This window comes from uncultured Tateyamaria sp., from assembly GCF_947497045.1.
Classification (GTDB): Bacteria; Pseudomonadota; Alphaproteobacteria; order Rhodobacterales; family Rhodobacteraceae; genus Tateyamaria.
In genome coordinates, this window is record NZ_CANMEU010000002.1 from 24,901 (window position 1) to 50,984 (window position 26,084).

A 26,084-nucleotide genomic window follows, 5' to 3' on the forward strand; every position below is an offset into this window, starting at 1 on the left:
TGCGGCGTGCCGCCAAAGACAGGAGACTTTGAACATGTCCGTCACCATCGAATGCGTATTGGATTGCAACAATCACCTTGGTGAAGGGCCGGTTTGGGATGTTGATGAAGGGCGACTCTACTGGCTTGACTGCACCGGACCGCGATTTGGCAAGAAGGCGGTATGGCGCATGGACCCCAGGACAGGCAAAGTCGAAAGTTGGGACCTTCCAAAGGATATCGGCGCGATGGCGCTCCGAGAAAAAGGCGGGGCTGTGGCTGCAATGTGCGACGGGTTCTATTTCATGCATTTCCATGGTGACAAACTTGAACTTGAGCTGATCCAGGAGGTGGACGCAGACATCGAACGGACCCGTCTCAACGACGGCAAGGTAGATCGTCGTGGCCGGTTCTTTGCGGGCGGTATGGATGATCTGGAAGAGTTGAGGAACTGCGGCCTTTGGCGGCTGGACCCTGACCTTTCGTTGACACAAGTCGAAGAAGGCCTGATGTGCACGAATGGCCCCTGCTGGAGCCCGGATGACAAGACATTCTATATCGCCGACACCTTTATCGAGGAGTTCTGGGCCTATGACTATGATATCGAGACGGGGACCCTTTCAAACAAGCGCGTACATGCCACGACAAAGGACGACGAAGGGGTTGCCGATGGATCGACCGTGGACGAGGAGGGCTTTATGTGGAACGCGCAGCTGATCTCGGGTGATCTTGTACGTTACGCCCCTGACGGGTCGGTTGAGCGGCGCATCGGGATGCCGGTCAAGAACATCACCAGCGTTATGTTTGGCGGCGACAATCTGGATGAGCTGTACGTGACGTCGATGGCGCGGGTAAAGCATCCCGCGGTCCATGACATGTTCGCCAAGCAGGCAAAGCCACAGTTTCAGGCGGGGAGCCTCTTCAAGGTCACGGGCCTTGGCATCCGGGGTCTGCCCGAGCCGCGGTTTGCGGGGTGATGCAATGACCGCACAACAATCTGGCAAAGTCATCATCACCTGTGCCGTGACCGGGGCAATACACACGCCTTCGATGACGCCCTACCTGCCGATTACCCCTGACGAGATAACCCAGGAGGCGCTGGCGGCTGCCGAAGCCGGGGCCGCGATCCTGCATCTGCATGCGCGCAACCCCGAAACCGGCCAACCTGATCAAAGCCCGGAGGGTTTCGCCTCTTTCCTGCCGCGCATCAAGCAGGGCACGAACGCGGTCATCAACATCACGACCGGTGGCAGCCCCTACATGAGCGTGGCCGAACGTGCAGCCCCGGCCGCGACATACCAGCCCGAGGTCGCGTCCTTGAATATGGGGTCAATGAACTTCGGGCTTTATCCGATGCTCAAACGCTTCAAGGACTTCAAGTTCGGTTGGGAAAAAGCCCATCTTGAAGGGTCTCGCGATCTGGTCTTTCGCAATTCGTTCCAGGACATCGAGTATGTGCTTGAGACCTGCTATGGCAACGGCACGCGGTTCGAGTTCGAATGCTACGATATCTCGCATCTTTACAACCTCGCCCATTTTGCGGATCGGGGACTGGTCAAAGCCCCGTTCTTTGTGCAGTCCGTGTTTGGCCTGTTGGGCGGAATTGGGGGGCACCCCGAGGATGTGATGCACATGAAGCGCACGGCTGATCGGCTCTTTGGCGATGATTATCGCTGGTCGGTTCTGGGCGCAGGGGCGAACCAGCTGCGTATCGCTGCGCAGGCGGCCGCGTTGGGTGGCAATGTCCGCGTGGGGCTGGAGGACAGCATTTGGGCCGGGAAGGGCAAGCTTGCGACCTCGAACGCGGTGCAGGTGAGGAAGGTGGCGCAAATAATCGAGGGGCTTGGCCTCAGCGTTGCGACACCGGACGAAGCCCGCGAGATGCTCGCTCTCAAGGGCGGCGATCAGGTGGCTTTTTGATCGATCAAGCGCCGCGTTTTGCCCGATGCGGCCATCAGGATGAACCCGGTTGAGGTGCGAGTGACAGCTCAATCTTTTCGCAGAAGCGGCCGATGACGTCGTAGGCTTGGAAAACGAGGGGCCTGACGATCATATGATCCCCAAAGGCGGGCAGGGTGAACAGGTGCGGGAGCGGTCAGCACACCCAGGAGTCCTTTTCGACAATCGCTTTGATCATCCCAATTTACCATTTGCCAAGAAGCTTCTTCGCGATAACCAGCATCAATCATGCCTGCCGCCGGATTTGAATCCATTTTGTCAACGAGTCCCTGCGGTTCCAAAGAGCAGTAAATTCAGGCTGCCAGATATCGGGACCTGTTGGGCAGTTCGGGGCTGAACGGCAAAGGTGCGGCATCTTTCTGAGCCTCCGGTCTCATCCGAATTTGCGCATTGACCTGTCGGCGTGCTTGTATATTATTCTGTATACAGAATATTCCAACAATGTTTGTCCGCAGCAGAGGAAAGAGCGTGAGCGATTCAACCACGGCGACCATGAACGGCGCGCAGATCATTTTGAAAATGCTTGAGCTTCATGGCGTAAAACACGTCTTTGGGCTTCCGGGCGAGACCACGATCGGTTGGTACAAGGAATGGCAGGAGCATTCCGATATCGAATATGTGCTGACGCGCGATGAGCGCACGGCCTCTTATGCTGCGGAGTCCTATGCCAAGATAACCGGGCGGCCTTGTGTGTTGGAAGCCCCGAGCCCCGGGGTCACGCATTGTACGCCGGGGATCACCGAAGCCTATCTGAGCTCTGTTCCGGTCATCTATTTCAGTTCGGATATTCCGATCAATCAGGACAAAAAACATGGCCTCACCGGCGTCGACCAGACCGCGCTCTATGCAAGTATCTGCAAGGAGTCCTTTGTCCTGACGAACGCAAAGGAGATCCCTTTCCTGATGCGGCGCGCCTTCCGTGTTGCAACGTCTGGACGTCCCGCCCCGGTCCATATCCGGGTCCCGATCAATGTGTTCCTCGAAGAGGCAGAGATCGCGGACCTCTATGCAGAAAGTGACTATCAAAGATACCCTGCACACCGGCCGGTCGCGGATCACGGAAAGATCAGGCAGGCCATCGACGCGCTTTTGAAAGCCAAAAAACCCGTGATCGTGTGCGGTCAGGGTGGATTGATATCCGGGGCCTCGCAAATCCTGGTCGAGTTGGCAGAGCTTTTGCAGATCCCGGTGGGCACGACGACGCCCGGTAAAGGCACCATTCCCGAGAACCACCCGCTGGCATTGCGGGTGATCGGGGGGCGCGGTGGAATGGAATATTCCAACAGTTATGTCCATGCGGCAGACACGGTCTTTTTCGTTGGGTCCAACACGGACAGCGCGGCAACAGACCATTGGAAGCTCTATGGGGATCCGGCGGTAACGACATTCCTTCATCTGGACATTGCCGAGGCCCATATCGGCAATAATTATCCTCTCAAGGTCGGCATGGTCGGGGACGCGCGTGCAACGCTGGAATACATGGTCGAGATCATCAAAGCGGAACACCCCGATCTGACGCGTGATAAGGTGGACCTCAACCCGATCAAGAAGTCGGCCTTGGACAAGGTGTTTAAATCGAACATCCCAATGCCAGATGGCACGATCTCTCCTGTGAAACTCACGCAGGCGCTGGACAAGATTTTGCCCCCCGATGCGATTGTCACGTCCGAGCCGGGGGTGAGTGCCATCTACCCGTCTGCACTCCTCACCATCAAAGAGCCGGGGCGGCGCTACATCACCAATTACTCCATGGGCGCATTGGGGTATTCGGTACCCGCAGGCCTCGGCGCATCCTATGCGTCCGACGGCCCGGTCATCTCCTTTACGGGTGACGGCTCCTTCGGGTTTGTCATCGGTGATATGGAGACTATTCGGCGGAGCGGGAAGAACGTGACAATCATCTTGACGCGGAATGATACGTTCGGGTGGATCAGGGGCGAGGCGATATTGCTCGACGATGTGGACGAACCCTGGTCAACAGATTTCGGGGCGGTTGACTATGTCAAGGTTGCCGAGGCATTCGGTTTCAGCACGGCGCGCATTACATCTGAGGATGACATTGAAACCGTCCTGTCCCAGGCCATCAACCATCAGGGCGCGAGTTTCATCGAAATGATGGTGCCGTCCCAGGATAAGATTGTTCCTTTTGTCCCTTCATGGGTGCGCGCGGCGAAAGCCAAAAACCTGCCTTACTTCGAATAACTTCGGAGGAGACAGAACCACGGCGCGCGGGGCGCTGGCCCCAAACGAGTTTCTTCTCGGGATCAAGGGAGGCGTGCGCGGTCGGAGTGCCACAAGCTTTGCGGGCGAGGGGACCCTCGCTCGTAACTCTTACGGTCCGGGACGTTCTGACCAATTTCAGCGATCATGCCTCTTTATCGGGCGATCATGCTGAATGTCTTGGAAGTATATCCAGTTTTGATGGTTAATATGTGTCTCAATGACTTGGCCGAGAGGGTCCGGTGCCGCAAGAGCTTTTGACCCTCGCGAATAGGCAGACCTCCGTCTTTGAAGCAGTCTGCCTCCCTGATTATGACGACAAGGATATGTCTTGAACGGGGAAGCACAATCTCGTGCTGGAGTATTCAAGGTGAGTGCTGAACTTCCACCTTTCCCTTCGTCGAAGTTCAGCAATCGCCTGAGAGCAGGTTACCATTTTACATTGTAACTCAGTTCACATGAACCAACGTAGCCATTCTAAGTACTGTCTGATTGACCCCGGGCCTGGGCCAGGTTCGAGGCGTCTTTGAACAATTTCGCTGCTGTCGTCGAAGGTTGCGTTACTCGCTTCAATAATCTCGGCTCCATCGCTTGAATATGTGGATGCGTTGATAGCGACGGACGAAAGGGCGAAACACCCAATTGTCAGAAGTGTCAGCGCGGCGGCATTTGATCGTCTCTGCTTCTTCATAAAGAAGTTCCTTTCAATTTCGTGGCTTAGTTGCTGAGTGATGATCATTCATCGCTCGATACACCTAGTGCACTATCTTTATTTCTTTATGCCCTGTTGATCAATATCGTAAGTGAGATTGTTACGAACAGGCGATTTATCGCCCAGGTTCACCCAAAGTTGGTCGTGCGTTACAAGTACGGTGCAACGAAACGCGAAGCGGACAACCAATAAACTCAATGATGAATTGTGTACTGCGGCCACGGCATAGATAAATTGGGGAGCGACGTTGATTGCAGGCAGATGCGCGGCGTCAATCGGCGGTGCCGGACGTTCCAATGTCAATTGACCGACCATCAGAAATCGGGACGGTCGGGATATGTGAGCGGCGCGTAGGTCGATCGATCAGAGAAGGCCCGCTCTGGGATCATCCAATTCAAGATTGAACCGATCCGGGACCAGGCTCTCGTGGAACCATTTCAGGAAGGAGTAGATCGAGAAGACCGGCAGGCCTGTCGCTTTTCGAACGTCATAGGCATAGGGGGTCATATTGGTGCATTCCAACACGATGGCACCAACATCTCTATCGGTTGTGACGATCTCTCGTGCTGCATCAAGCATATCCTGCCGACAATCCGCGAAATCTATCGACTCATGGTCGTCAAGAATACAGCGTGTGAATGCGCGCCCACCGTCCGTTCCAAATATCGGAACACGATCCGGATCGGAGATTCCTGCTGCAAGCAAATGCGCTGGCGTCAACGTCGCCTTGGAAATCGTAAGGATCGCGACCTTCTTGCCTGCCGGTAGAAGAGCTTGCACCATTGGCACCTGCATCAGGGACGAGGTTGCGACCGGAACGGGAACGGCATTTGATATTCGGTCTTGCGTCAGGGCGAGGAAGCCGCAATTCGTGGTGATGCCATCGCATCCCGCGGCCACAAGATCCTGAGCCGCCTCGATAAATTTATCCACCAGCTCCATCGGATCATGACGAACAATCCTGTCCGGGCTTGCGCCGCGCACGACACGGTATTGCACGGGGAATGGCCACGTCGTCGCGTTACCGATATCACCATGGATACGGGGGAATCTCGCTTCCAGCATCAGGATTCCAAGTGCGGCTCCGTAGACGGACTTTCCGCCATACTCAACTGACATCCTAACTCTCTCTCCAATCAGTCCGGATCAATGTCGCGGAACATAAATCTGTGAATAGGCTTTTTCGACGGTCTCGGTCGCCTCGTCGACACTGGTCTTGATGTGGGCGCGCATTCTGTCAGCCGCGCTATGGCCATCCCGCGCGGCAATGGCTTCGAAGATATGCATGTGAGCCGCATGGGTGATATCGATCTTCTCACGCATCGCAATCCATCGGACATAGCGGATGCGTTCATAGGTCAACTCGATCATATTGAGCAGCTCGGGGTTTTTTGCGAGCCTTGCAATCATCAGATGGAATTCTTCGTCAAGGGAGACAATCTCACGGGCGGGTGTCCCATCTGTGTAGTTTACCCCGGTCTCGATCAGAAAGCGACGCAACTCTTCAAGCTCACTGTCTGTGGCTCGTTCTACAGCGGCCTGAACCGCGCAAATTTCCAGTGCACCCCGCAGCTCATAAAGGTTTACCACGATTTCAGGGTTCAGGTGTTGACAGAAAAAGCCCCGTCCACCTTCAAATTTGAGCAGGCCTTCGGCAACCAGACGGTTCATTGCTTCGCGCAATGGTGTCCGGCTTGCTCCAAGTTTTCGTGATAGTTCACTCTCGTTGATGCGTTCAGCCGGCTTGAACTCGAAGTTGGCCGCCATGTGCCGCACCTGCTCGTAGACCTGATCAACACTTGTGCTCATTTTTGATGATGCTCTCCTGTGATGATCTTTTATCTGCCACTTCCGGATTGTCAATTATTTTGTGGACAGAATTAGATACTTATCTGTATACAGGTGCTGAAACCAAGCAGAATGCAGCGTAGATTTCGACAAAGGTCCAGATGCCCGCAAAAGAACACATCATCGTCGTTGGTGCAGGAATCGTTGGGGTTTCGGCTGCGATCTGGCTCTTGAGGGCCGGGAAGAAAGTGACCTTGCTGGACAGGTCAGAGCCGGGCGAGGGCACGTCCTATGGGAATGCGGGGGTTCTGGCGAGTTGCTCTGTTGCACCGGTCACGGCACCCGGGATGATCGCAAAAGCGCCAAAGATGCTGCTTGATCCCGAATTCCCACTGTTTTTGCGTTGGTCATATTTGCCGAAGCTGGCACCGTGGCTGCTGAAGTATCTCAGCCATGCGAACGCCCCGGAGACACGTCGCATCGCGCAGGGGCTTGCGCCGCTGACCTCCGACAGTGTCGAGCAGCACGAAAGTCTGACCAACGGCACCGATGCGTCACGTTGGCTGACAAGATCGGATTATTCTTTCGCCTATAGGGATCGGGCGGCCTTCGAGGCGGATGCGTTCACATGGGGTTTGCGTCGTGATGCAGGGTTCGAACCGGACATTATCGAAGGCCCTGCCGTTCAGGAATTTGAGCCGTTGCTCAGCACCGAGATGAAACTTCTGGCCGTGATGCGCCAGCATGGTGTGATCGATGCGCCGGGTTCATATGTGAAGGCGCTGGCCCAGGAGGCGGAGGCGCTTGGCGCACGTCTGGTCCAAAGCGAGGTCCGAGACATCCTGTTGAAGGACGACAGAGTCGAGGCTGTCGTCATTGACGGCGAAACGATCCCATGTGACGGTGTCGTGATCGCAACCGGGGTGTGGTCAAAACCATTGGCGGCGAAGCTTGGTATCAATGTGCCTCTTGAAACCGAACGCGGTTATCACATCGAATTTGAGCCTGAGGACGACGCCTTGCGCGCGCCTATCATGGTGACAACCGGAAAGTTCGTGGCGACACCCATGTCGGGCGGTTTGCGCTGCGCCGGCGTTGTTGAATTCGGCGGCCTCAAGGCACCCGCATCCGACAAACCGATTGCGCTGCTGGAACGCACGGTCAGAGCGACCTTTCCCAACCTGAAATTAAAGAAGCGCGATACATGGCTTGGTCATCGACCGGCACCTTCTGACAGTCTTCCCTTGATCGGTGAAATCGGGGCAAGCGGCGTTTTCGCGGCGTTCGGACATCATCATATCGGTTTGACTGGTGGTCCGAAGACCGGCAGGATTATTGCAGATTTGATCTCTCATGGAGGGGTCAATATGGATCTCGCCCCCTATGACCCTAACCGGTTCGGAGGCTGATCCCCATGCGAAAAGCAAAATTATAACTTCAACAGGAGAGAACTATGACTTCAAAATTCAGAACACTGGCAGCGTCGGTGGCGATTATGACCGCCGGGGCCGGTACCGCGCTGGCGACGGACTGGGACATGCCGATGGCCTATCCCGAAAGCAACTTTCACACGCAGTACGGACATCGGTTTGCCGATGCGGTCCGCACATGTACCGGCGGGTCTCTCAACATCACGATCCATTCCGGTGGTTCGCTGTTCAAGGGGAACGAAATCAAACGTGCCGTTCAAATCGGACAGGCACCTATCGGTGAACGGTTCTTGTCGGCTCACCAGGCAGAAAACCCTGTCTATGGCGTCGACTCCATCCCGTTTCTCGCAACGTCCTATGAGGACAGCAATCGCCTTTGGGATGCCTCAAAGGATGCGATCGGTTCGGCGCTGGAGAAAGACGGGCTGGTGCTGATCTATTCGGCACCCTGGCCGGCACAGGGTCTCTACTTCAAGCAGGAGATCAATTCCGTCGCGGATATGAAGGGTATCAAGTTCCGCGCCTACAACGCGGCGACATCGCGTCTTGCCGAGCTCGCTGGCATGAACCCGGTGCAGATCGAGGCCGCGGACCTCGCGCAGGCGCTTGCCACAGGTGTTGCAGCATCCTTCATCTCGTCGGGGTCGACCGGCTATGACACGAAGATCTGGGAACTGCTGACCCATTTTTACGACACCCAAGCCTGGTTGCCACGCAATGCGGTCTTCGCGAACAAGCCCGCCTATGACGCCTTGAGCGAACAGGAGCAAAACTGCCTTCAGGCAGCAGGCGAGCTGACATCGGCTGCTGCGACGGCGCGTTCCGAGCAACTGGCAGGGTGGTATCTTCAGCAATTTGTCGACAACGGGATGACCGTTGCACCGCCGAGCGATGCGTTGCGTGACGAGTTGAAAGCCTTTGGTGCCACGATGACGGAGGAATGGCTGGCTTCAGCCGGGGAGACCGGATCGGCCATCATCGATGCCTATCGCGCAGCACAATAACTGACTTTGGGGCCCGAGAGATCGGGCCCCAACCAACATTAGGGGAGGGCTCTCATGGCCGTGATCAGAAAATCGCTTGATGGTCTATATTTCTTAGGTGGGGTTCTGGGGGGTATTTCTATGATCGCCATCCTGATCCTGATCTGTATTCAGATGGTATCAAGATGGTTGGGAATGTCCTTCCCGGGGGCCGCCAACTATGCTGGGTACTGTATGGCAGCATCGATCTTTTTCGCGCTTGCCTACGCGCTTAATCATGGCGCTCATATCCGTGTGACATTGATCCTTTCCGGACTTGGCCGAGGGCGAAAAATTGCTGAGATCTGGTGTTATGGATTCAGTGCCATATTGATCACGTTTTTCTTTTACGCTGCTTTCGAGCGTAACCACCAATCACACAAGTTTAACTTTTTGAGCCAGGGCCAGGACGAGATGCCGCTCTGGATTCCAGAACTTTCGATGACAATCGGCGCAGGCATTCTTGCCATCGCGCTCTGGGATCACGTCATCCGGCTGCTCTTTACGAGCTATTCGGGGATTGAAGACTTGCCACCGGAAGAGAGGACTGAATAGGTCATGGATCATTTTACACTCACCGCGATTTTCCTGATCGTCTTATTCTTTCTGTTGGGATCAGGGATCTGGATCGGACTCTCGCTGATGGGCGTCGGTGCGATCGGGATCATGCTCTTTGACAAAGGGTTTGTGGGCGCAAACCTTACCGACAAAGCCTGGGAGAGCGCATCCAGCTGGACGCTGACGGCACTTCCTTTGTTTATCTGGATGGGCGAGATTCTTTATCGAACTCGATTATCAGAAGACATGTTCAAAGGTCTTGCACCATGGATGGCACGCCTGCCGGGCGGTCTTTTGCACACCAATGTTGTCGGCTGTACGATTTTTGCCGCTGTTTCGGGCTCTTCGGCAGCGACGCTGACGACTGTAGGCAAGATGTCGATCCCGGAATTGCGCAAACGCGGCTATCCTGAGTTTATGACAATCGGGACATTGGCGGGTTCGGCCACACTGGGGCTGATGATACCGCCTTCGCTCACGCTTATCGTTTATGGCGTGACGGTCAACGAAAGCATCACACAACTGTTCATGGCGGGTATCTTGCCGGGTATCGTGCTCGCATCGATGTTCTCGCTTTATATCGTGTTCTGGTACTTTTTGAAACGCGACCAGCGTCCCGAACCCGAACCCACGATGACGTTCAGGGAGAAGGTTTGGAATTCTCGGTTTCTGGCCCCGGTGATCCTGTTGGTCCTGACCGTGATCGGTTCGATGTATTCCGGCATCGCGACGGCAACCGAGGCGGCCGCCTTTGGTGTGATCGGCGCGCTTGTTTTGGCGGCATTTCAACGGTCGTTAACATTCGAAACCTTCTTTGAAAGCCTGATGGGCGCAACGCGCACGTCTGCCATGATCGCACTTATCCTGATGGGGGCTGCGTTTCTCAGCCTTTCGATGGGCTTTACCGGCCTGCCACGAACGATTGCTGAATGGATTGGTTCATTGAACCTGTCACCGACAGTGCTGATCCTGGCATTGATGGTGTTTTACGTTCTGATCGGGATGTTTTTGGACGGCATTTCATCTGTGGTTCTGACGATGGCGGTCATTTTGCCGATGATCACGACACCAGCGTTTGCGGAACTTGGGTTTGATCTCGTCTGGTTTGGTATCTTCATTGTGGTCGTCGTCGAGATGGCGCAGATCACGCCGCCAGTGGGATTCAATCTCTTTGTCCTCCAGGGCATGACGAAGCACGAGATGGGTTACATCGCGCGCACTGCTGTTCCCATGTTCCTGATCATGGTGCTGATGGTGGTCGTGCTGATCGTGTTCCCGGAACTGGCCACCTGGATGCCGGAAAACATGCGTGCGCGTGGCGGCGGGTAACGAATGAAACGCCCCGGCCAAACACAACCTTGTTGGCCGGGGCCACGATCAAATCAACGCCGAAAGTGTAAGCTATGAGTGCAGCAAATAAACTTGATGAACTGAACTTGTTGCTCGTCGGGTGTGGCAAGATGGGATCGGCTTTGCTGCATGGTTGGTTCGATCAGGGGCTTCGGGCCAGCCATGTCGATGTGCTTGATCCAAACCCACCAGGGTGGATCAAGGAGATGGTTCCGCTTGGGCTTCGTATCAATCCATCCGAGAAACGCGTTTACGACGTTGTCGTCTTTGCGACGAAGCCCCAGTATCTTCTTTCTGCCGTCAAGTCGCTTGGTGATATCTCTCTTGAAAAGACGCTGGTGGTCTCCGTGGCTGCCGGTATCTCGATTGCGGGGATAGAAAAGATGCTTGGCACATCCGCAGCGATCGTACGTGCGATGCCGAACACTCCGGCCGAGATTGGGTATGGCATGACCTGTGTTGTTGCAAATCAAAGAGCGACCGGGGCGCCTCTAAGTGTTGCGAAGCAATTGATGGCGGCGGTTGGCGAGGTCTCCGTGTTGAAAAGTGAAGAACAGATGCACGCGGTCACGGGGGTATCAGGATCCGGACCGGCCTATGTCTTTGCAGTGGCCGAAGCGATGGAAGCCGGGGCGATTGCCCAAGGATTGCCCAATGAATTGGCCCGAAAGTTGGTCATCGAGACCATCAGAGGGGCAGGGCAGCTGATGGCGGTATCAAAATCCGCACCGCCATCCCTTCGTGAGGCTGTGACGTCACCAGGCGGCACAACCGAAGCCGCATTAAAAACATTGCTAAGACCGCGTGACGGACTCACCACTTTGTTTCGCGATGGCATCAAAGCCGCCACGGACAGAAGCCGTGAGCTTGCGAATACCTCAACAACTGGCGTGCAGGAGAAAATCTAAATGAAACGTAACTCCATTCTGGTACCAGTCTCTGTAAATCAGCTGGATATGGCCGGGAAGGCGCTGAACGAAGCGCGCGAGATGTTATCTGAGGGTGGAACGATAACGGTCCTGAACTCGCATGAACCGATCCCCGGACCGGCGCGTCACTATCTCGACAAAGGTGCCATCAAGGATCGGGACGCCGAGATCTCGAACATACTTCGGGAATTTGTCGGTGAGGATCCAAGATGCAAGATAGAGTTGGTCAGCGGACGGGCCGGTGTGACCATCGTGGAATTTGCACGCACGCACAGTGTCGATTGCATCATTATCTCATCGCACAGGCCGGATTTGTCTGATTACCTTTTGGGCTCGACCGCATCCCGTGTCGTCAGGCATGCGCAATGTTCAGTCTTCGTCTTGAGGTAAAGGCTGGCGCCCGGGCAAATATGATCTTTATCGGTGCATTGGTAATGTAAGCGATGCCTGAGCCGCGACTCTCGTTCGTGTCAGGGTAGGGGGATCGGGTCATCTCTTCCATCATCTTTTCGCAGCACACTTCGGCGGGTGTCCTCGATCCGAGGGATTTCGGGGTGTGTTGTTGAAGCGATGGCAGACGGTTTTGATGCCCTGATCCGTGCATCGCCGGATGTCGCGGTTGCGCTGCCGGGCACACCGATCTGCGGCGAGCAACTGGGCTTTCATCCCGTAGTAGCCCGTTCAGATGCGGCAGCTTATCATCCGTAAAAAAGCCCCGTTTGATATCGCGGTAGATTGTCGAGGCATCTCGGCCTAAGCGATCCGCAATCTCAGCAATCGGCATTTTGGCCTCAAGCCACTTTGCTAACTTGCGCCGTTCTTCCAGTCTCAGGTGAGAGTAGTGGGTTCCCTTCTTCATACTCCATGCAAAGCTCTGTTTTAATACAGAATTCGCACTTCGTTTGTGAATCCACCCGCAATGGGAGCAAAAGGCACATAATCAATATTATGTTAAATATATATAAAACCAAAACTCCTTAAAACCGATGCGAATGCCGACGTCCCTATATCATACGCTGAGATGGCTGCGTCATCCAACGCTCCAAATCCAGCCCGGTGACCCGGGCCAGGGTTTCGACCTCGGGTGCGTAATAGCTTTCCAGTGCTCTGCGCAAATCCGAACTCAGCTTTGGATGCACCGTCGGGCGCACTACGAGGCTTCGGATTGCTGTCACGGGCCGTGTGTTGCGCACCGGATCGATCAGTGGCCGCAAAGGTGTCAAGAATGATCGTAACCGTTTGGGAACAACAGCTTGCGACTTGTCCTTCACCTTTGACCTTAAGGGCGCGGCAAGGACACCCTGATGACCGATATGGTCGGCCAGACATTTCAGTTGACGCACTGGATGCTGTTGGATGTCGTCAAACCTCAGAAACAAGAACTGTTCCGCCGGAAACAGATCCAGAAAGCGCGCAACATGGTGTGCGTAGCGCCCGTCGCTGATGAACCGTTCCGAGGACGCGCGCGCAGGGTCAAGATGTGCTGCAATATCCGCGTCAACCTCACCGCGACGATAGAGCATGCAATAGTCCGAATACGCGCGCTCGACGGGATTGCGGATTTGCATGATCAACTTCACATCAGGTGTATGGGCCTTGATGCGCGCTGCGGCAGCCGGATCTGTCAGATAGGAGTTCGACTTCTCACCAAGGATGGTCCCAAGGGGACGCGGGAATTGATCCGCATACCACGCCGCACCCTTGTGATAATTACGCGAAAAATAGTGCAATTCGGGGTCTGGCATGGTGATGTCGGGGCTGCGCTGAAGCGAGTTTTGTAGCCATGTGGTGGCGCATTTCGCTCCACCGATGATCAGGAAATTCAGTTTGAAATCAGACATATGTGTTTCCTAGGGCTGTCGTGTCACCAACTGTTCGTAGATGGCGCTGATTTTTGAAACGTGTTTGTCCGTACCGTAGTTCTCCAACACATCCGCCTTTGCGGCGGCGATGATCCGTGACCTGAGGTCCGGGTCCTTTTTGAGCGTCAGGACCGGTTCGACAAAGGCGCTCGGATCGTCCTTATCGACCAGAAATCCAGTCTTGCCGTGGGTTATGGCCTCGGGGTTACCTCCGTGATCTGTTGCGATGACGGGCGTGCCAAGATACATGGATTCGATCAGCGTGCGTCCGAACGGCTCGTTCAACGCAGGCACCAGCATTGCGTCAATTCCAGCCATATAGGGCTGGATGGGACTGCGAAATCCCATGAGCCGGACACGCGACCCGACCCCCAACTGCGCCGCCAGTGCGGGCACAGTTTCGTCCAAGCGGGAATCCGGGCGCTCCATCTCGCCAAAGATCAAACCGTAGACCGGGGTCTCTGGCATCTGCGCCTGAATCGCAGCCACTGAGCGGACAAAATGGTCGGGCCGTTTACGCACGATGATGGTCCCGAAATACCCAAGGATGAGTGCGCCCGGTTCGATCCCAAGCTCTGCGCAGAGGCCCGCCCGTGCCGTGTCCGGATCAGGCGGGTCTGTCGCAAAATCAAACGGGCTGTGAATGATATCGCAGCGGCCCTGAATGCTGCGTAAGGGATTGTTTGGTTTGGCATATTCAGACACGGTCACGATGCGGTTGGCCAGCAAGGGGGCGATCTTGTTGATCCCTACCCCGTCCGGATCCTGACGGTGGTGCCACAGTAAGGCGCGTCCTGACAGGCGCGTGGGCAGCACCCAATTGGCATGCATTCGTCCATCATTTGTGTGCACGATATCGGCGTCTGTCCGCTTCAACACCGCGCGCAATGGGCACAGGGATCGGCGCATATATCCCACCACACCCGTCGAATTGCTTACCGCGAGCGTGCGCTCGGATCCGAGGATCGGAATGTCTGGCACGGCCTCGAACACATCGCCGCTGTCGCGCAGCATTTCGGCGAACGGACCTGTGGGGCGATGGATCAGGATGCGCGGATCAAACCGATCCGGGTCAAGATTGCGGATCAGCATCATCGCCGAGATATGGCTGCCACCGATCTCGTCCCCGCCGACAAATGGAAACAGGACGCGGATGCGCTTGGACGTACGTACCATCGTGTGAGTGCCCGCGCTTACTCGGTCAGAAAGGCGGCAAGCGGTTGGATGGCTTCGAGCAGGTCGCCGGGTTTGACGGGCGTGTTGCGGTTCACCGTCATGGTTTCCGTACTATCGCCCGTCGTCCGTGTGATCCGGTAAATCGGTGGTTCCTTCGCGGCCATATACGACGTCGCCCCACCATCGGTTGCCATATAATCGCGGTGAATGGCTTGGGTGGTCAGGAACCGGATGCGCGCCTCGGCGAGGGCATCGCGGGTCTGTTTCAGCTCTGTCAGGCGGCGCAACCGCGCCTGATCCAAAATTCCCGCTTCTTCGCGCAAGGCGGTGTTGCGTTGCTGCTCGGCGGTGAGCCGCGCGACCTCGACTTGCAGGCGCCGTGCCTCCATATTCGCGATGCTGGTTTGCAGTGCAGCAACCCGGGTGTTGATGACAAGACCACGTTCCTGAAGCGTCGAGATGCGCTCAAGTTCTTCGTTTGTTGTATCGATCTGTCCGGTGATCAGCTGCATCTCCTGATCCAGCCGAACGATCCGTTCATCGAGCAGGCGCTGAAGTTCACGCAATGCCTCTTGTTGAGATAAAACAGCCGTTTGGTTGGCGTCCTTCAACTGGGTTTCGATGGGCGACAAGGTGACACTCTGATCGGTCCCCTGCCCTTCGTAGCTGGCGATTTCGGCCACCAGCCGGGCTTCCTGGGCCACAAGCGCGTCAAGGTTTACCCGGACCTGTTCGAGACGGCCACGCAATTCAATATCGGGCGTTGTCGAGGTTTGGCCCGGCTCGTAGGTGCGTGGCGCACCGCCTGCCAGCGCAAGCGCCTGTCCAACGGTGAGCCCGGCGCTGAAAGGATGTGCGCCGGGGCGATCCACGGCACCCGTCACGAAAACGGGGCGGTATTGCGAGACCTCGATGGCGACAGTTGGGGCATCGGGCAAGCCAATGCGACGCTGCAACATCTGGCTGATCTCGTCCGACAGCGCTTGGGGCGTCTTGCCGGTCGCCTCGATCTGCCCGGCCAACGCGACCGATATCGCGCCCCCTGCCCCGACCTTGTACTCACCACTGACGCCCGCCCATTCCTGATAGGTTTGATCAGTAAAGCTCCAATTGCCAGCGCGGATGAAAATGGTGTCGCCGGGTGCCAGCGCGTGGGTTTCGGCAAGGCTGGGCTGTGCCAGCACAACAAGTGCTGCGGCACCAATCAGCGCTCTGCAAAGCTGCGGAAAAGAGAGGTGAGGTGTGGCCATATGTGACACGATCAAAAACCTTCAAATTTGAAATTATAAAAATTAGGGCGCACAAAGTGCTGAAATATATCCACTAATTTAGCATAAAAGCGGTCGCGTTCAAAATACAAACATGCTGGCGCATGTCTGCAAATTGGGATCAGGCGTTCTTTGGGGCTCCTTTTGGTGGGGCGTGGTCTGTTTCGGGCTGCGTTTGAGGATCTGCGCGTGCGGATACGGCCGCCGCGCTGAGCGCGAGGGCCAAAATGAACGGTACCGCCCAGAACCGTGCATAGACATGCGCAAATCCATTCATGGCCAGCGCAAACATCAGCAGCACCGTCACGCTCGCGCCGCCAAGCAGCCGGGTTTGCGGGTATTGCAGCGCCCGCCAGCTGAGGAAAATACCCGTCACAAACAACCCCATCAAGCCCAACAGCGCCATTAGTGACCCCTCGGTCAGCAACAGCAGATAGGTGTTGTGGACCGGCGCGCCGTGCAGGCTGACCACCCGGTACTGATCGATTCCCAGCCCCACAAACAGGGTGTCGCGCGCAATCCCCATAGCTTCCGAAATCAGCGCCATGCGCCCGGTGAATGTCCCCGCTGCGGTGATATCGCCGGTGGTCAGCGTCGCCATCACCCGGCGCACGAAAATTTCGGGCAAGATCGCCTCGCCAAACAAAAGGGTCACGATCAGCGCCACAAACCCGACACCCAGAACCCAGCCCATGAGCCGCAGGGACCCGGTGAACACGGCCAATGCAATCACCCCGATACCGGCCAGAAAAAACCCGGTATTGGACGCCGTCAGCATCAGCCCATAGACCAGTACGACAATGCATGTTCCAAAGGTTACAACCCGCAGCCGCCCCACATAGGCGAGGAAAAACGCATAGACGATGGCGAGGGCGGCCAATGTACCCGCGGCATTCTCCCGTTCGATCAGCGAGGTCAGCCGGCCGCTATAGGACATGAACCGCAAGTCATCCGGCGTGTAATGCACCACATAAGCGCCGTGGGCCATGATCACGACCAGCGACAGCACAAACGCCTTTATCAACCCCAATGTTTCTTCAAGGGGGCGATTACAGATCAAAACAGGCAGCAGAAACATCGAAAACCCGTATTGCGCAAAGCCGATCAACCCGTCGCGCGGATCACCGTTCACAAGCGATCCAATCAGCAACCCGGTTTGCAGCAGGATCAGGCTCGCGATCCAGAATGACGTGGCCTCTCCAAAGAATTTCAGCGGCATGCGCTGTCGAAACGTCATGGCCGCCAGTGCAAAAAGCGCCATGATATCGCTGGCCGTGACGTAGACGTTGGGCAGCCTCAGAAAGTTCATGGGCGCAAGGAAGACAACGGCGAGCACCAGCCATGTCTCAACCTGCGACAGGCTCATCCCATGGAATGTCGGATGCCTCATGGGCGCACCTCCGCTTGGATTGCAGCTGTGCGTTTTTCAGTCCTTTTGCGCGCGCGCACCGTGTCGCGGATAACCACACCGCACCCGCCAAGCCACAACACATTGAACAACAGGTGGTTCAGGGACAGCCCCACCGGCCCCAGCCATAAGATCAGCGGCACGATCAGCACAAAGAACATTACCGTCGAGATCAGTGTGATCCGCACCAGTTCGCGGTCCCTGCCAATGGTCAGCATCGCGGGGTTGGCCATCGTCCCGCTGAGGTAAATCGCGACGGCCAGCAGTTGCACGCTGACCAGCAGGGCCGCATCGCGAAACCCTTCGCCAAAGAACAAGGCCAGCAGATCGCCCATGTAGAAAGCCGCCGGCACATAGAACACCGTGCTCAGCCCACCCAGAACCAGCGTCGCGGTCAGCACGAGTTTTCGGAACGCCTGTGCCGTGCCCGAGGACCAGATGCGCACAAGTTCGGGATAGACCACCTGGCTGAGCGGGCGCGTCAGCCGCAACGTGGCCTCCGACAACCGCCGCGCCAGAAAATACGCCCCAACCGCAGAGGTATCGGCAAAGGCTGACAGGATGATGATATCAAAGCGCTGCGTGGATTGACGCAGGATCACGTTGATGTTCGAGTTCCAGAGCAGGCGCAGAAAACCGGGGTTTTCGCCCAGCACCCCATACAAGGGCGGCGTCAGGATCTGTGTGTATCCGCGACGGCGCAGTTCGCGCAGCCCAAAGGCAAAACCGACGCTGCCATTCAGCGTCCGTTCGACCAGCAGGATGACGATAAACGCCCAGATGCCCAGACCAAACCAGAACGCCAGCGCGGTGAGCGCAAAGCGCACCATCACTGTGCCAAAGTCAATCTTGGCCAACAGGTCAAATCGATCCAACACACGCAAGATCGCAATGCCCGTGGGCTGTAGCGTGAAAAACAACCCAAGGCTCAGCAATTGGACATAGCGGGTGTGCTCTTCGGACAGGTTCAGCAACGGCGTGGCAATCGATGCCAGACCGACCGCGACGCTCCCGGCCACCAGCGCGCCTGCCATGTCGATCACAATCGAGGCTTTGAGCAGCCGTTTGAACCGTTCGGTGTCGCCCGCCTCCAGCGCCTCCATCCCGTATTTGATGATGGTTTGCCACGGTTCAAGCCGGATCAGCCGATCCACGATCCGGGTATAGGCCTGCACAATCGCGATCACCCCCAGACCCGCAGGGCCCACGGTGCGCGCCATCATGGCCAGGGTGACCACGCCGACCAGCCCGCCCAGAACCTGGGTCGAAAACAACCACCCCGCATTGCGGATGATGCGCTTGTACATCACGTTTTGGGCAAGCCAGCCCGGATGCCGCCCTACCCCCAGCATTGGACATTCCCCCAGGGGCGCACGCAGCTGTGGCAGCATTTCGCGGTCGTGTGCCCAAACGAAGGGTTCGCGAACACACGGGCATGTTGCTGATCAAATATGAGCAAAAAACGGTCCCCAAAAACAGGGCGCAAGTGGCGCTAAATACTGGTCGTCAAAAATAAGGTGCCCGGGATAAAGCCCGAGGAAGACATGAAATATGTCCTGACGATACACCAAAAGGGCGTTATCGCAAACCTATTGCCGCGCATTCACCCATAGCGAGAAGTCGTGCAGGCTTGGGACCACGATGTCGGCCGCATGCGCCTCGTCTTTGGGCGCAGGATCATGGACCCCGCCGACCCGCGTGACCTGCACGGTGGTCCATCCCCGTGTCTTGGGCGTGACAAAATCCTTGGCCGGATTGTCCGCGATATAGACCATGTGATCTGCGGTGCCCGCGATCTGTTCCATCTCGATAAAGGCGCGCGGATGGGGTTTGCCATATCCCTCGCCCCACGCCCCTGTGGGACGCAGATGTTCGATCCAGCGAGGTAGCCCAAGGGCTGCGATTTTGTTGCGTTGCATATGCGCGGGCCCATCCGTGATCAGACCAAAGGGCTGGGGGTTTTGCTCTAGAAAATCGGCTGCATCAGGGCACAACGTAATGTCGGGGGGGTGGTTGCGATAGGCGTCGATCAGGGTCTGGATGGCAATGTCCGCCGCGTCCAGCCCAAGTGCGCGACGGGCCAGATCAAAGATGGTGCGCCGCTCGCCCGCCTCGAACAAGGCACGACAGCGAGCCCCGAATCCCGCGACGCCTGTCTCGCTCTGTACCAACTGGTCAAGATGCGTATAGCCGCTGAAGGCAAAGTCACGCTCCAGATAGAGGGTGTCATCGAGGTCAAAGACGATCATGTGCGGCCCCTATCCCCGATAGACCGCATCGTCATAGCGCAGCATCTCTGCACCATCGCGCCACGCATTGTCCGCGCTGCGGGGCAGATCGGCGACCTCTTCCAGCAGCCACCGTGCAAAGGGTGCGCCGGCATAGTCGGCCAGCGGATAGCCACCGCCAAAGCGTGCGTTGATCTCGAAGACGGCGATGCCGATCTCGGGATCCTCGATAACCTGAAAACAGGCGACGCCGCGCAGATCGGGCAAGGTGCGCAGGATGCCTGCGGCGATCTCGTGCAGGTCCTCGCGACGTTCGGTGCGTCCCTTTTCAACCTCCCCTGCCCTGATCGCCAGGCGCTTGTGAGGGACCACGCATTGCAGCGCGCCCTTGGCGTCAACGAACATGTTGATGGTGTATTCCGGCCCGGTCAGACGGTCCTGAAAGATCATTGGTTCGTCAAAGGTGTCGGGCAGCATGTCGATGTGATCAAACACCGCCAGTCCACGGCTTGCACTGCCGCCCGAGGGTTTGGCAAAGACGGGCCAGCGCAGCCCGTCCGGGGTGGCGCGCAGTTGCGCTTCGGTCAACGTGCGCGGGACGGGCACGCCGGCCATGTCCAGCACGCGGGCGGTTTCGGACTTGTCCCGCACGACGTCGATCACGGGCGGGGCAGACACATGCACACGGATGCCAGCCGCAGCAAACTCCTGTGCGGCCTGCGCCAATGGCAGCAATTCAGGATCAATAGTGGGTACGATCAGCCCCACCCCTTCGGCGCGCGCAATATCAAGGATCGCCGCGGCATAGCCGGGATCGGTGGCGCGCGGCACGGCAAAGGCAGCATCGGCCGCCGCGCAGGCCGCGCTCATCCCCGGGTCCAGATCGCAGGCGATCACCCGGCCCTCCAGCCCAAGATCACGCAGGCTGGTGCGAAAACTGTTGAGCAGGCCCACGCGCCGCCCGGCAGAGCAGATGAGAACTGAAAGGGGCTTGGGTGTCGTCATGGCGTTTGCCTTTTCTTGGATCATCAGGTCAGACTGCGCTGCGGGCGCTGGCGGCAATATTGTCGTTCTGACGGCGTGTCGGATCCGCCGCTGCATCGAATGCGGCCCGGTCATTCATCAGGATCGCGTTGGCGGCCTGCAAGCCCGACAGGCTGGCCCAATCGGCACCGGGCCGGTTCACGTGATAGATTGAGCTTAGCTTGGACACTTCGGCAAACAGGGCCGTGCGATAGGCCGTCTGCTGTTCGCGCCAACTGGCCGCCGCATTGGTGCGCGGAAAATGCAGGACATGGGCCCCGATCAGGTTGGCACGGGCGAGCAGGCCCGCGCGTTCCAATTCGGACGTCGCGATCTCGATCTGCTGCTCTGGCGTGCAGTTCAGGATACGGGCCTGCCCGTCGCAGAAGAATTCGACGCAATAGGCCGCCTTCCCCTCAGGCACCATGCGCCCGCCAAAGGCCCCGAAATTGGTGATGCGCCCACACAAAAGCGTCGGGTCATTCACCTCAAGCCAGGCATGGGGAAACTGATGGGGCACGTCTAGAAACAGATAGACAAGCAGCACGGCCCGCTGCGCTTCGGGCCCCGGCGCAGGCAGGTCCAGCGCGTCGGTCCGGGCGGCTGGCAGGGCGCCCCAAAGTCGCTCGATCGGCATGCTCGACACCACATGGCGCGCCTTCTGAGCGGTGGTCTTGCCCTCGATATCATAGGTGACGGTGACGCCGCCGCAGGGGTCCTGTTCCAATGCGGTGACGGTGGCCCCGAACACGATCCTGCCACCAAGGGCAGTGTATTGCGCCGCAAGCCTCTCGAACAGCTGCCCGGTGCCACCCCCCGGATGGTGCCATGCCACCTGCCGCGACACGCCCCCGCGCGCCGCCATGGCCAGCGCATTTTTGGCCGTTGCCAGCAGGCCCGCGCCCATGGTCTGATCGACCGGGTTGGTGTCGGGCGGGGCAATATCGGCCCATGCTGTGCCGCGAAACTTCTCCCAGTACCCCTGCGCCAGAATGCGGGCAAAGGTCTGGCCGACGCGGAAATGCCAGAACTCCTCGTAGGTTTTGGGCGCGCGCCGCGCGCTTGCCATCCAGCCGCGCGACAGATCAAAACCGCCCCGCGCCAGCCACCCCACGGGCATCCCGCGCGTGCGGCCACGATAGGCCCCCGACATTTCGACAATGCGCCCGTCGTAAAGACTGCCGACCCGGTGCGGATAGGGCGCATAATCGTCCCCCAAGGCAGCGCGCCACAACTGGTCGATTTCGGGAAAACGGGCGTAAAGTTCCTTGCGCCCCAGATCCAGTGTGAAACCCTGCCAGCGTGGCGAGCGCATCATGCCGCCCACATGCTGGCCCTGTTCAAGCAACACGGGCGCATGCCCGCCTTGTTGCAAGGTCAACGCAGCGCTCAGGCCCGACGGCCCTGCCCCGATCACGATGGTTTGCGGTGTATCCAAAGATACGTTTCGAGAGCCCATGACTCACACCAAATAAATTTTTCGTTACAAAAATCAGTTACAGGAAGACTGCGATTTGCTAAGATTTTCAAAGTAAAATTTCTAATTTCTCTTTGTCACTTAAATTTGCATTAAAATCAATGGTATCTGCGCAAGATAACAGTCAACTCTCCAGCGGTGGCTTTGTGCTTTCCCTGGATCTGGAACTGATGTGGGGGGTCTATGGCACCCATTCCATCGCCTCCTATGGCCAAAACATCCTTGGCGCGCGTCAGGCTGTTCCGGCCATGCTTGACTTGTTTGAGGCGCAAGGGATCAGCGCGACATGGGCCTGTGTGGGGCTTTTGATGTTTGAAAACCGCGCTGCGTTGCGCGCTGCCCTGCCCTATCGCCGCCCACAGTTTTCCAATGCACGCGATGACAGCTACGCGTTCGTGGACGCGGTCGGCCCGGACGAGGCATCAGATCCCTATCACTTTGGCTTGTCTCTCGTGCGCGAGATCGCGGACCGGCCCCATCAGGAATTGGCGACACACACGTTTTCCCACTTCTATTGCCTCGAAGACCAGTTGGACGTGCCGGCCTTTGCAGCCGACATCGACGCGGCCATTGCGGCCTTTGAGCCGGTCAATGTGCGCCCGCGCAGTATCGTGTTTCCGCGCAATCAGGTGACCAGGGACGCGCTGGCCGTTTGTGCCGCACGCGGCATTGACGTCTATCGCGGCCCCGGCCCGTTTCGCATGGATCGCCCTGCGGGGCGGGCGCAGCAATCCACATGGCGGCGCGGGATGCGGCTGGCCAACAGCTATGTACCGCTTTGCGGGCCTGCGGTGGTCGATGTGGCGCATGAGGGGGACGTCATAAATATTCCCGCAAGCCGGTTTCTGCGCCCTTTCAGTGGCGGCGCGATGGCCCCGGCCCGCATGCACATCGGCCTGATCAAACGCGAGATGGCGCAAGCCGCGCGGCAGAACCGCATGTTCCACTTGTGGTTTCATCCGCATAATTTCGGCACCTGCACGGATGAGAATCTGGCGTTGCTGGCAGAGATCATCACGTTCTGGCGCAGCCTACATGACCGCTTTGGCTGGCCGTCGCGCACCATGGCGCAAGCCGCGGATGCAGCCCGAAACACCGCCACCCAGATGCCCGGGGCGGCGTGATGCAGCGCGCGGTCACATATCGACAGGCCTTTGGTCCTGATGCGGTCGAGGACCTGACCGTGACCGGATCCCGCACGGACACGGGCCTCGCGCGCAAGCCGCGCATCGTGGTGCTGGCCAGCCTGACCTCGTCGCTTGTGGGGTTCCGCTATGATCTGCTCAAGGCGATGGCGGCATCCGCGGATGTTCTGGCCTGCGCGCCGAACCCGGATCCCGTGACCGAGGCAAAGCTGGCCGAGATCGGCGTGGCCTTCAAGATCGTGCCGATGGACCGTACAGGCCAGAACCCGCTGCGGGATGTCAGGACGTTTCGTGCGTTGGTCCGGCTTTTTCGCGATTTTGGCCCCGACATTGTCTTTCCCTACACGATGAAGCCGATCATCTATGGCGGCCTCGCGGCCCGTTGGGCAGGCGTTGATCGGGTGCTGCCCATGTGTACGGGCCTTGGCTATGTGTTCGTGGATGAGCACTGCGGCCTGCGCAAACGGCTGCTGCGCAAGGGCTCTGTCCAGCTTTATCGCCATGCGTTGAAACAGGTGGACGAGGTCGTGGTCTATAACGATGCGGATGCGGCGGAGTTTCGCAGACACCGCCTTGTCGCCCCTGACAGCACCGTCAGCATTGTGCCCGGCTCGGGGGTGAATCTGGATCGCTTTGCCCACCAACCTGTGCCCAAAGGGCCGCCCGTCTTTCTGATGGTTGCCCGTCTTTTGCGCGACAAGGGGATTTGCGAATACATTCAGGCCGCCCGCCAGCTCAAGGCGCGCCACCCCGAGGTGCGCTGCCAGCTTGTGGGGCCGGTCGACGCCAACCCGTCCTCGATCACCGCACAGGAGGTCGAGGCATGGGAGGCCGAAGGCGTTATCGAATATCTGGGCGAAACCCCCGATGTGCGCCCGCATCTGACGGTCTGCAGCGTGTTTGTACTGCCCTCCTATCGTGAGGGCGTGTCGCGCACCGTGCTTGAGGCGATGTCGACGGGGCGTGCAGTGATCACATCGGATGCGCCGGGCTGTGCCGAGCCGGTAGACGAGGGCGTCACGGGATATATCGTTCCGGTGCGCAATGCAGATCGGCTGGCCGATGCGATGGCCCGGTTTGTGCAGGACCCCGATCTGGCGGTGCGCATGGGGGCTGCGGGGCGTGCGCGGGCAGCGGCACGCTTTGATGTGGCTAGGGTCAATACCATCCTCATGGCCAAGCTTGGCCTGACCCCCACAGTGCGGCACGCGGAAATGGATTTGTAATTGGATACGTCACCGACCCCTGCCCCCGCCGATCACCATGCCCTGATCCCTGAACGCGTCGCTGTGATTGGGCTGGGCTATGTCGGTCTGCCCGTGGCCCTTGCGCTGTCCCAAACGGTGCAGCATCTGGTGGGCTATGATCGCTCGGCCACGCGGGTGCAGACCCTTGCGGCAGGTCGGGACTCCAACAACGAAACAACCAGTGCGGACCTGCACGCCACCCGCACCCAATTCAGTGCCGCGGACCGCGATCTGGCCGGATGCACCACCTTCATCATCACGGTGCCCACGCCGCTTGACGGCTTCAACCGCCCCGACCTTGGCGCGATCCTGTCGGCTTGTGAGGTCATCGGGCCGCACGTGACCCGCGGGGCCGTCGTCGTCCTTGAAAGCACCGTCTATCCGGGCGTGACCGAAGACATCATGGGCCCGGCCATCGAGGCGGCGTCGGGGCTGATCTGCGGGCAGGACTTCTTTCTTGCCTACTCGCCTGAGCGGATCAACCCCGGCGACAGCGTCAACACCTTCGAGACGATCACCAAGGTCGTGGCCGGGCAGACCCCCGAGATAACGGAACGTGTTGCGGCCCTATATGGCTCGGTTGTGACGGCGGGGGTGCACAAGGCGGGCTCGATCCGTATTGCCGAGGCCGCCAAGGTGATCGAGAACACGCAACGCGACATCAACATCGCGCTTATGAACGAGCTGTCGATCATCTTCGAGCGGCTCGATATTCCGACCCGCGATGTGCTGGAGGCCGCAGGCACCAAGTGGAATTTCCTGCCTTTTTCGCCCGGTCTGGTGGGCGGGCATTGCATCGGGATCGATCCCTATTACCTTGCGGCCAAGGCGGTCGAGGTGGGCTTGCACCCCGAAATGATCCTTGCCGGGCGGCGCACCAATGACGCGATGAGCAAGTTCGTCGCCGAACGCGCCATTCGCATGCTGACCAAGGCTGGCCTGTCGCCGGGCCATGCGCGTGTGGGGGTATTGGGCCTGACCTTCAAGGAAAACGTACCCGATCTGCGCAACTCACGCGTGCCCGAGATTGTGCGCATCCTGTCGGAATATTCGGTGCAGCCAATCCTGTTTGACCCGGTCGGATCACCCGATGATCTGCACAGCCATTATGGGCTGGCGATGGCCCCGCCGTCGGATGTCTCCGACCTCGATATGTTGATCCTTGCGGTGCCGCATGAGGCGTTCCTGGCCGAAGGTGCGGACCTGATGGCCCGGATTCGCGAGGGGGGCATGCTGCTGGACCTCAAAAGCGCGCTGGCCCGCGATGATATCCGCCCGGACATTACTGTGTGGTCCCTCTAGGG

Annotated in this window: 23 protein-coding genes and 1 pseudogene; 12 read left to right on the forward strand and 12 right to left on the reverse strand. The window is 58.1% G+C overall.

Annotated features, from left to right (window positions below):
* Positions 1-34 precede the first annotated feature (34 nt).
* The 3 genes from Q0859_RS03575 (at position 35) to Q0859_RS03585 (ending at position 4,139) form a co-directional block, all read left to right on the forward strand.
* The gene (locus tag Q0859_RS03575; protein WP_299147597.1) at positions 35-955 is read left to right on the forward strand and encodes an SMP-30/gluconolactonase/LRE family protein; all 921 of its coding nucleotides are present in this window, start codon (positions 35-37) and stop codon (positions 953-955) included.
* Positions 956-959: 4 nt separating this feature from the next.
* Positions 960-1,898: a 3-keto-5-aminohexanoate cleavage protein gene (locus Q0859_RS03580; RefSeq protein ID WP_299147599.1), complete on the forward strand. Its 939-nt coding sequence runs from the start codon at positions 960-962 to the stop codon at positions 1,896-1,898.
* A 507-nt stretch (positions 1,899-2,405) separates the two neighbouring features.
* Positions 2,406-4,139, forward strand: a complete 1,734-nt coding sequence (locus Q0859_RS03585) for a thiamine pyrophosphate-binding protein (RefSeq protein WP_299147600.1) — start codon at positions 2,406-2,408, stop codon at positions 4,137-4,139.
* Positions 4,140-4,926: 787 nt separating this feature from the next.
* On the opposite strand, the gene Q0859_RS03590 is transcribed toward Q0859_RS03585, so the two are convergent.
* The 3 genes from Q0859_RS03590 to Q0859_RS03600 are packed head-to-tail and all read right to left on the reverse strand — an operon-like array spanning position 4,927 to position 6,678.
* Positions 4,927-5,184 (reverse strand): hypothetical protein, encoded by a 258-nt coding sequence (locus Q0859_RS03590; protein WP_299147602.1) that lies wholly within the window; start codon positions 5,182-5,184, stop codon positions 4,927-4,929.
* A gap of 48 nt (positions 5,185-5,232) precedes the next feature.
* Entirely contained in the window at positions 5,233-5,988 is a 756-nt protein-coding gene (locus Q0859_RS03595) for an aspartate/glutamate racemase family protein (RefSeq protein ID WP_299147604.1), read from the reverse strand.
* 27 nt (positions 5,989-6,015) lie between these two features.
* Positions 6,016-6,678, reverse strand: coding sequence for a GntR family transcriptional regulator (locus tag Q0859_RS03600; protein ID WP_299147606.1), 663 nt, complete (start codon positions 6,676-6,678; stop codon positions 6,016-6,018).
* Between the two features lie 140 nt (positions 6,679-6,818).
* Between Q0859_RS03600 and Q0859_RS03605 the strand changes: the two genes are divergently transcribed.
* The 6 genes from Q0859_RS03605 to Q0859_RS03630 all read left to right on the forward strand — a co-directional run bounded on the left by Q0859_RS03605 (position 6,819) and on the right by Q0859_RS03630 (position 12,336).
* Complete coding sequence (locus Q0859_RS03605; protein WP_299147608.1) at positions 6,819-8,066, forward strand: FAD-binding oxidoreductase; 1,248 nt, start codon at positions 6,819-6,821, stop codon at positions 8,064-8,066.
* Between the two features lie 44 nt (positions 8,067-8,110).
* The gene (locus Q0859_RS03610; RefSeq protein WP_299147611.1) at positions 8,111-9,091 is read left to right on the forward strand and encodes a TRAP transporter substrate-binding protein; all 981 of its coding nucleotides are present in this window, start codon (positions 8,111-8,113) and stop codon (positions 9,089-9,091) included.
* Positions 9,092-9,145: 54 nt separating this feature from the next.
* The gene (locus Q0859_RS03615) at positions 9,146-9,664 is read left to right on the forward strand and encodes a TRAP transporter small permease (RefSeq protein ID WP_299147613.1); all 519 of its coding nucleotides are present in this window, start codon (positions 9,146-9,148) and stop codon (positions 9,662-9,664) included.
* A 3-nt stretch (positions 9,665-9,667) separates the two neighbouring features.
* The gene (locus Q0859_RS03620) at positions 9,668-10,996 is read left to right on the forward strand and encodes a TRAP transporter large permease subunit (RefSeq protein WP_299147614.1); all 1,329 of its coding nucleotides are present in this window, start codon (positions 9,668-9,670) and stop codon (positions 10,994-10,996) included.
* 74 nt (positions 10,997-11,070) lie between these two features.
* The gene (gene proC / locus Q0859_RS03625; RefSeq protein WP_299147616.1) at positions 11,071-11,925 is read left to right on the forward strand and encodes a pyrroline-5-carboxylate reductase; all 855 of its coding nucleotides are present in this window, start codon (positions 11,071-11,073) and stop codon (positions 11,923-11,925) included.
* Positions 11,926-12,336 carry a universal stress protein gene (locus Q0859_RS03630; protein WP_299147618.1) on the forward strand — a complete coding sequence of 137 codons (411 nt, stop codon included), beginning with the start codon at positions 11,926-11,928 and terminating at the stop codon, positions 12,334-12,336.
* Positions 12,337-12,661: 325 nt separating this feature from the next.
* Here the strand turns inward: Q0859_RS03630 and Q0859_RS03635 are convergent.
* The 9 genes and pseudogenes from Q0859_RS03635 to Q0859_RS03675 all read right to left on the reverse strand — a co-directional run.
* Positions 12,662-12,805, reverse strand: a pseudogene (locus Q0859_RS03635) (helix-turn-helix domain-containing protein); the annotation flags it as partial.
* Between the two features lie 145 nt (positions 12,806-12,950).
* Positions 12,951-13,787: a sulfotransferase gene (locus Q0859_RS03640; protein WP_299147620.1), complete on the reverse strand. Its 837-nt coding sequence runs from the start codon at positions 13,785-13,787 to the stop codon at positions 12,951-12,953.
* A gap of 9 nt (positions 13,788-13,796) precedes the next feature.
* Positions 13,797-14,984: a glycosyltransferase family 4 protein gene (locus tag Q0859_RS03645; RefSeq protein ID WP_299147622.1), complete on the reverse strand. Its 1,188-nt coding sequence runs from the start codon at positions 14,982-14,984 to the stop codon at positions 13,797-13,799.
* A 17-nt stretch (positions 14,985-15,001) separates the two neighbouring features.
* Positions 15,002-16,234 carry a polysaccharide biosynthesis/export family protein gene (locus Q0859_RS03650; protein ID WP_299147624.1) on the reverse strand — a complete coding sequence of 411 codons (1,233 nt, stop codon included), beginning with the start codon at positions 16,232-16,234 and terminating at the stop codon, positions 15,002-15,004.
* Between the two features lie 139 nt (positions 16,235-16,373).
* Complete coding sequence (locus Q0859_RS03655) at positions 16,374-17,642, reverse strand: hypothetical protein (protein ID WP_299147626.1); 1,269 nt, start codon at positions 17,640-17,642, stop codon at positions 16,374-16,376.
* On the reverse strand, positions 17,639-18,967 hold the full coding sequence (locus Q0859_RS03660; RefSeq protein ID WP_299147628.1) for an oligosaccharide flippase family protein: 1,329 nt from the start codon (positions 18,965-18,967) through the stop codon (positions 17,639-17,641). Before Q0859_RS03660 ends, Q0859_RS03655 begins: the two co-directional genes overlap by 4 nt.
* Before the next feature lie 282 nt (positions 18,968-19,249).
* A complete protein-coding gene (locus Q0859_RS03665; RefSeq protein ID WP_299147630.1) occupies positions 19,250-19,909 on the reverse strand; it encodes an HAD family hydrolase in 660 nt (219 codons plus the stop codon).
* Positions 19,910-19,918: 9 nt separating this feature from the next.
* Complete coding sequence (locus Q0859_RS03670) at positions 19,919-20,917, reverse strand: ATP-grasp domain-containing protein (RefSeq protein ID WP_299147632.1); 999 nt, start codon at positions 20,915-20,917, stop codon at positions 19,919-19,921.
* Between the two features lie 4 nt (positions 20,918-20,921).
* Complete coding sequence (locus Q0859_RS03675; protein ID WP_299147634.1) at positions 20,922-22,370, reverse strand: FAD-dependent oxidoreductase; 1,449 nt, start codon at positions 22,368-22,370, stop codon at positions 20,922-20,924.
* A gap of 164 nt (positions 22,371-22,534) precedes the next feature.
* On the opposite strand from Q0859_RS03675, the gene Q0859_RS03680 reads away from it, so the two are divergent.
* Genes Q0859_RS03680 through Q0859_RS03690 form a run of 3 tightly spaced genes read left to right on the forward strand, consistent with a single transcriptional unit; the run spans position 22,535 to position 26,082 of the window.
* Positions 22,535-23,512 carry a polysaccharide deacetylase family protein gene (locus Q0859_RS03680; RefSeq protein WP_299147636.1) on the forward strand — a complete coding sequence of 326 codons (978 nt, stop codon included), beginning with the start codon at positions 22,535-22,537 and terminating at the stop codon, positions 23,510-23,512.
* Entirely contained in the window at positions 23,512-24,759 is a 1,248-nt protein-coding gene (locus Q0859_RS03685) for a glycosyltransferase family 4 protein (RefSeq protein ID WP_299147639.1), read from the forward strand. The genes Q0859_RS03680 and Q0859_RS03685 overlap by 1 nt, the downstream gene beginning before the upstream one ends.
* Positions 24,760-26,082, forward strand: a complete 1,323-nt coding sequence (locus Q0859_RS03690; RefSeq protein WP_299147641.1) for a nucleotide sugar dehydrogenase — start codon at positions 24,760-24,762, stop codon at positions 26,080-26,082.
* Positions 26,083-26,084 lie beyond the last annotated feature (2 nt).

Bases quoted from the DNA above. Each gene is read 5' to 3' on its own strand.
- proC (WP_299147616.1), top strand. From the start codon at position 11,071: ATGAGTGCAGCAAATAAACTTGATGAACTGAACTTGTTGCTCGTCGGG.
- Q0859_RS03675 (WP_299147634.1), bottom strand. From the start codon at position 22,370: ATGGGCTCTCGAAACGTATCTTTGGATACACCGCAAACCATCGTGATC.
- Q0859_RS03595 (WP_299147604.1), bottom strand. From the start codon at position 5,988: ATGTCAGTTGAGTATGGCGGAAAGTCCGTCTACGGAGCCGCACTTGGA.
- Q0859_RS03590 (WP_299147602.1), bottom strand. From the start codon at position 5,184: ATGGTCGGTCAATTGACATTGGAACGTCCGGCACCGCCGATTGACGCC.
- Q0859_RS03600 (WP_299147606.1), bottom strand. From the start codon at position 6,678: ATGAGCACAAGTGTTGATCAGGTCTACGAGCAGGTGCGGCACATGGCG.
- Q0859_RS03655 (WP_299147626.1), bottom strand. From the start codon at position 17,642: ATGAGGCATCCGACATTCCATGGGATGAGCCTGTCGCAGGTTGAGACA.
- Q0859_RS03660 (WP_299147628.1), bottom strand. From the start codon at position 18,967: ATGTACAAGCGCATCATCCGCAATGCGGGGTGGTTGTTTTCGACCCAG.
- Q0859_RS03670 (WP_299147632.1), bottom strand. From the start codon at position 20,917: ATGATCCAAGAAAAGGCAAACGCCATGACGACACCCAAGCCCCTTTCA.
- Q0859_RS03615 (WP_299147613.1), top strand. From the start codon at position 9,146: ATGGCCGTGATCAGAAAATCGCTTGATGGTCTATATTTCTTAGGTGGG.
- Q0859_RS03610 (WP_299147611.1), top strand. From the start codon at position 8,111: ATGACTTCAAAATTCAGAACACTGGCAGCGTCGGTGGCGATTATGACC.
- Q0859_RS03640 (WP_299147620.1), bottom strand. From the start codon at position 13,787: ATGTCTGATTTCAAACTGAATTTCCTGATCATCGGTGGAGCGAAATGC.
- Q0859_RS03575 (WP_299147597.1), top strand. From the start codon at position 35: ATGTCCGTCACCATCGAATGCGTATTGGATTGCAACAATCACCTTGGT.
- Q0859_RS03620 (WP_299147614.1), top strand. From the start codon at position 9,668: ATGGATCATTTTACACTCACCGCGATTTTCCTGATCGTCTTATTCTTT.
- Q0859_RS03605 (WP_299147608.1), top strand. From the start codon at position 6,819: ATGCCCGCAAAAGAACACATCATCGTCGTTGGTGCAGGAATCGTTGGG.
- Q0859_RS03630 (WP_299147618.1), top strand. From the start codon at position 11,926: ATGAAACGTAACTCCATTCTGGTACCAGTCTCTGTAAATCAGCTGGAT.
- Q0859_RS03645 (WP_299147622.1), bottom strand. From the start codon at position 14,984: ATGGTACGTACGTCCAAGCGCATCCGCGTCCTGTTTCCATTTGTCGGC.
- Q0859_RS03580 (WP_299147599.1), top strand. From the start codon at position 960: ATGACCGCACAACAATCTGGCAAAGTCATCATCACCTGTGCCGTGACC.
- Q0859_RS03665 (WP_299147630.1), bottom strand. From the start codon at position 19,909: ATGATCGTCTTTGACCTCGATGACACCCTCTATCTGGAGCGTGACTTT.
- Q0859_RS03650 (WP_299147624.1), bottom strand. From the start codon at position 16,234: ATGGCCACACCTCACCTCTCTTTTCCGCAGCTTTGCAGAGCGCTGATT.
- Q0859_RS03685 (WP_299147639.1), top strand. From the start codon at position 23,512: ATGCAGCGCGCGGTCACATATCGACAGGCCTTTGGTCCTGATGCGGTC.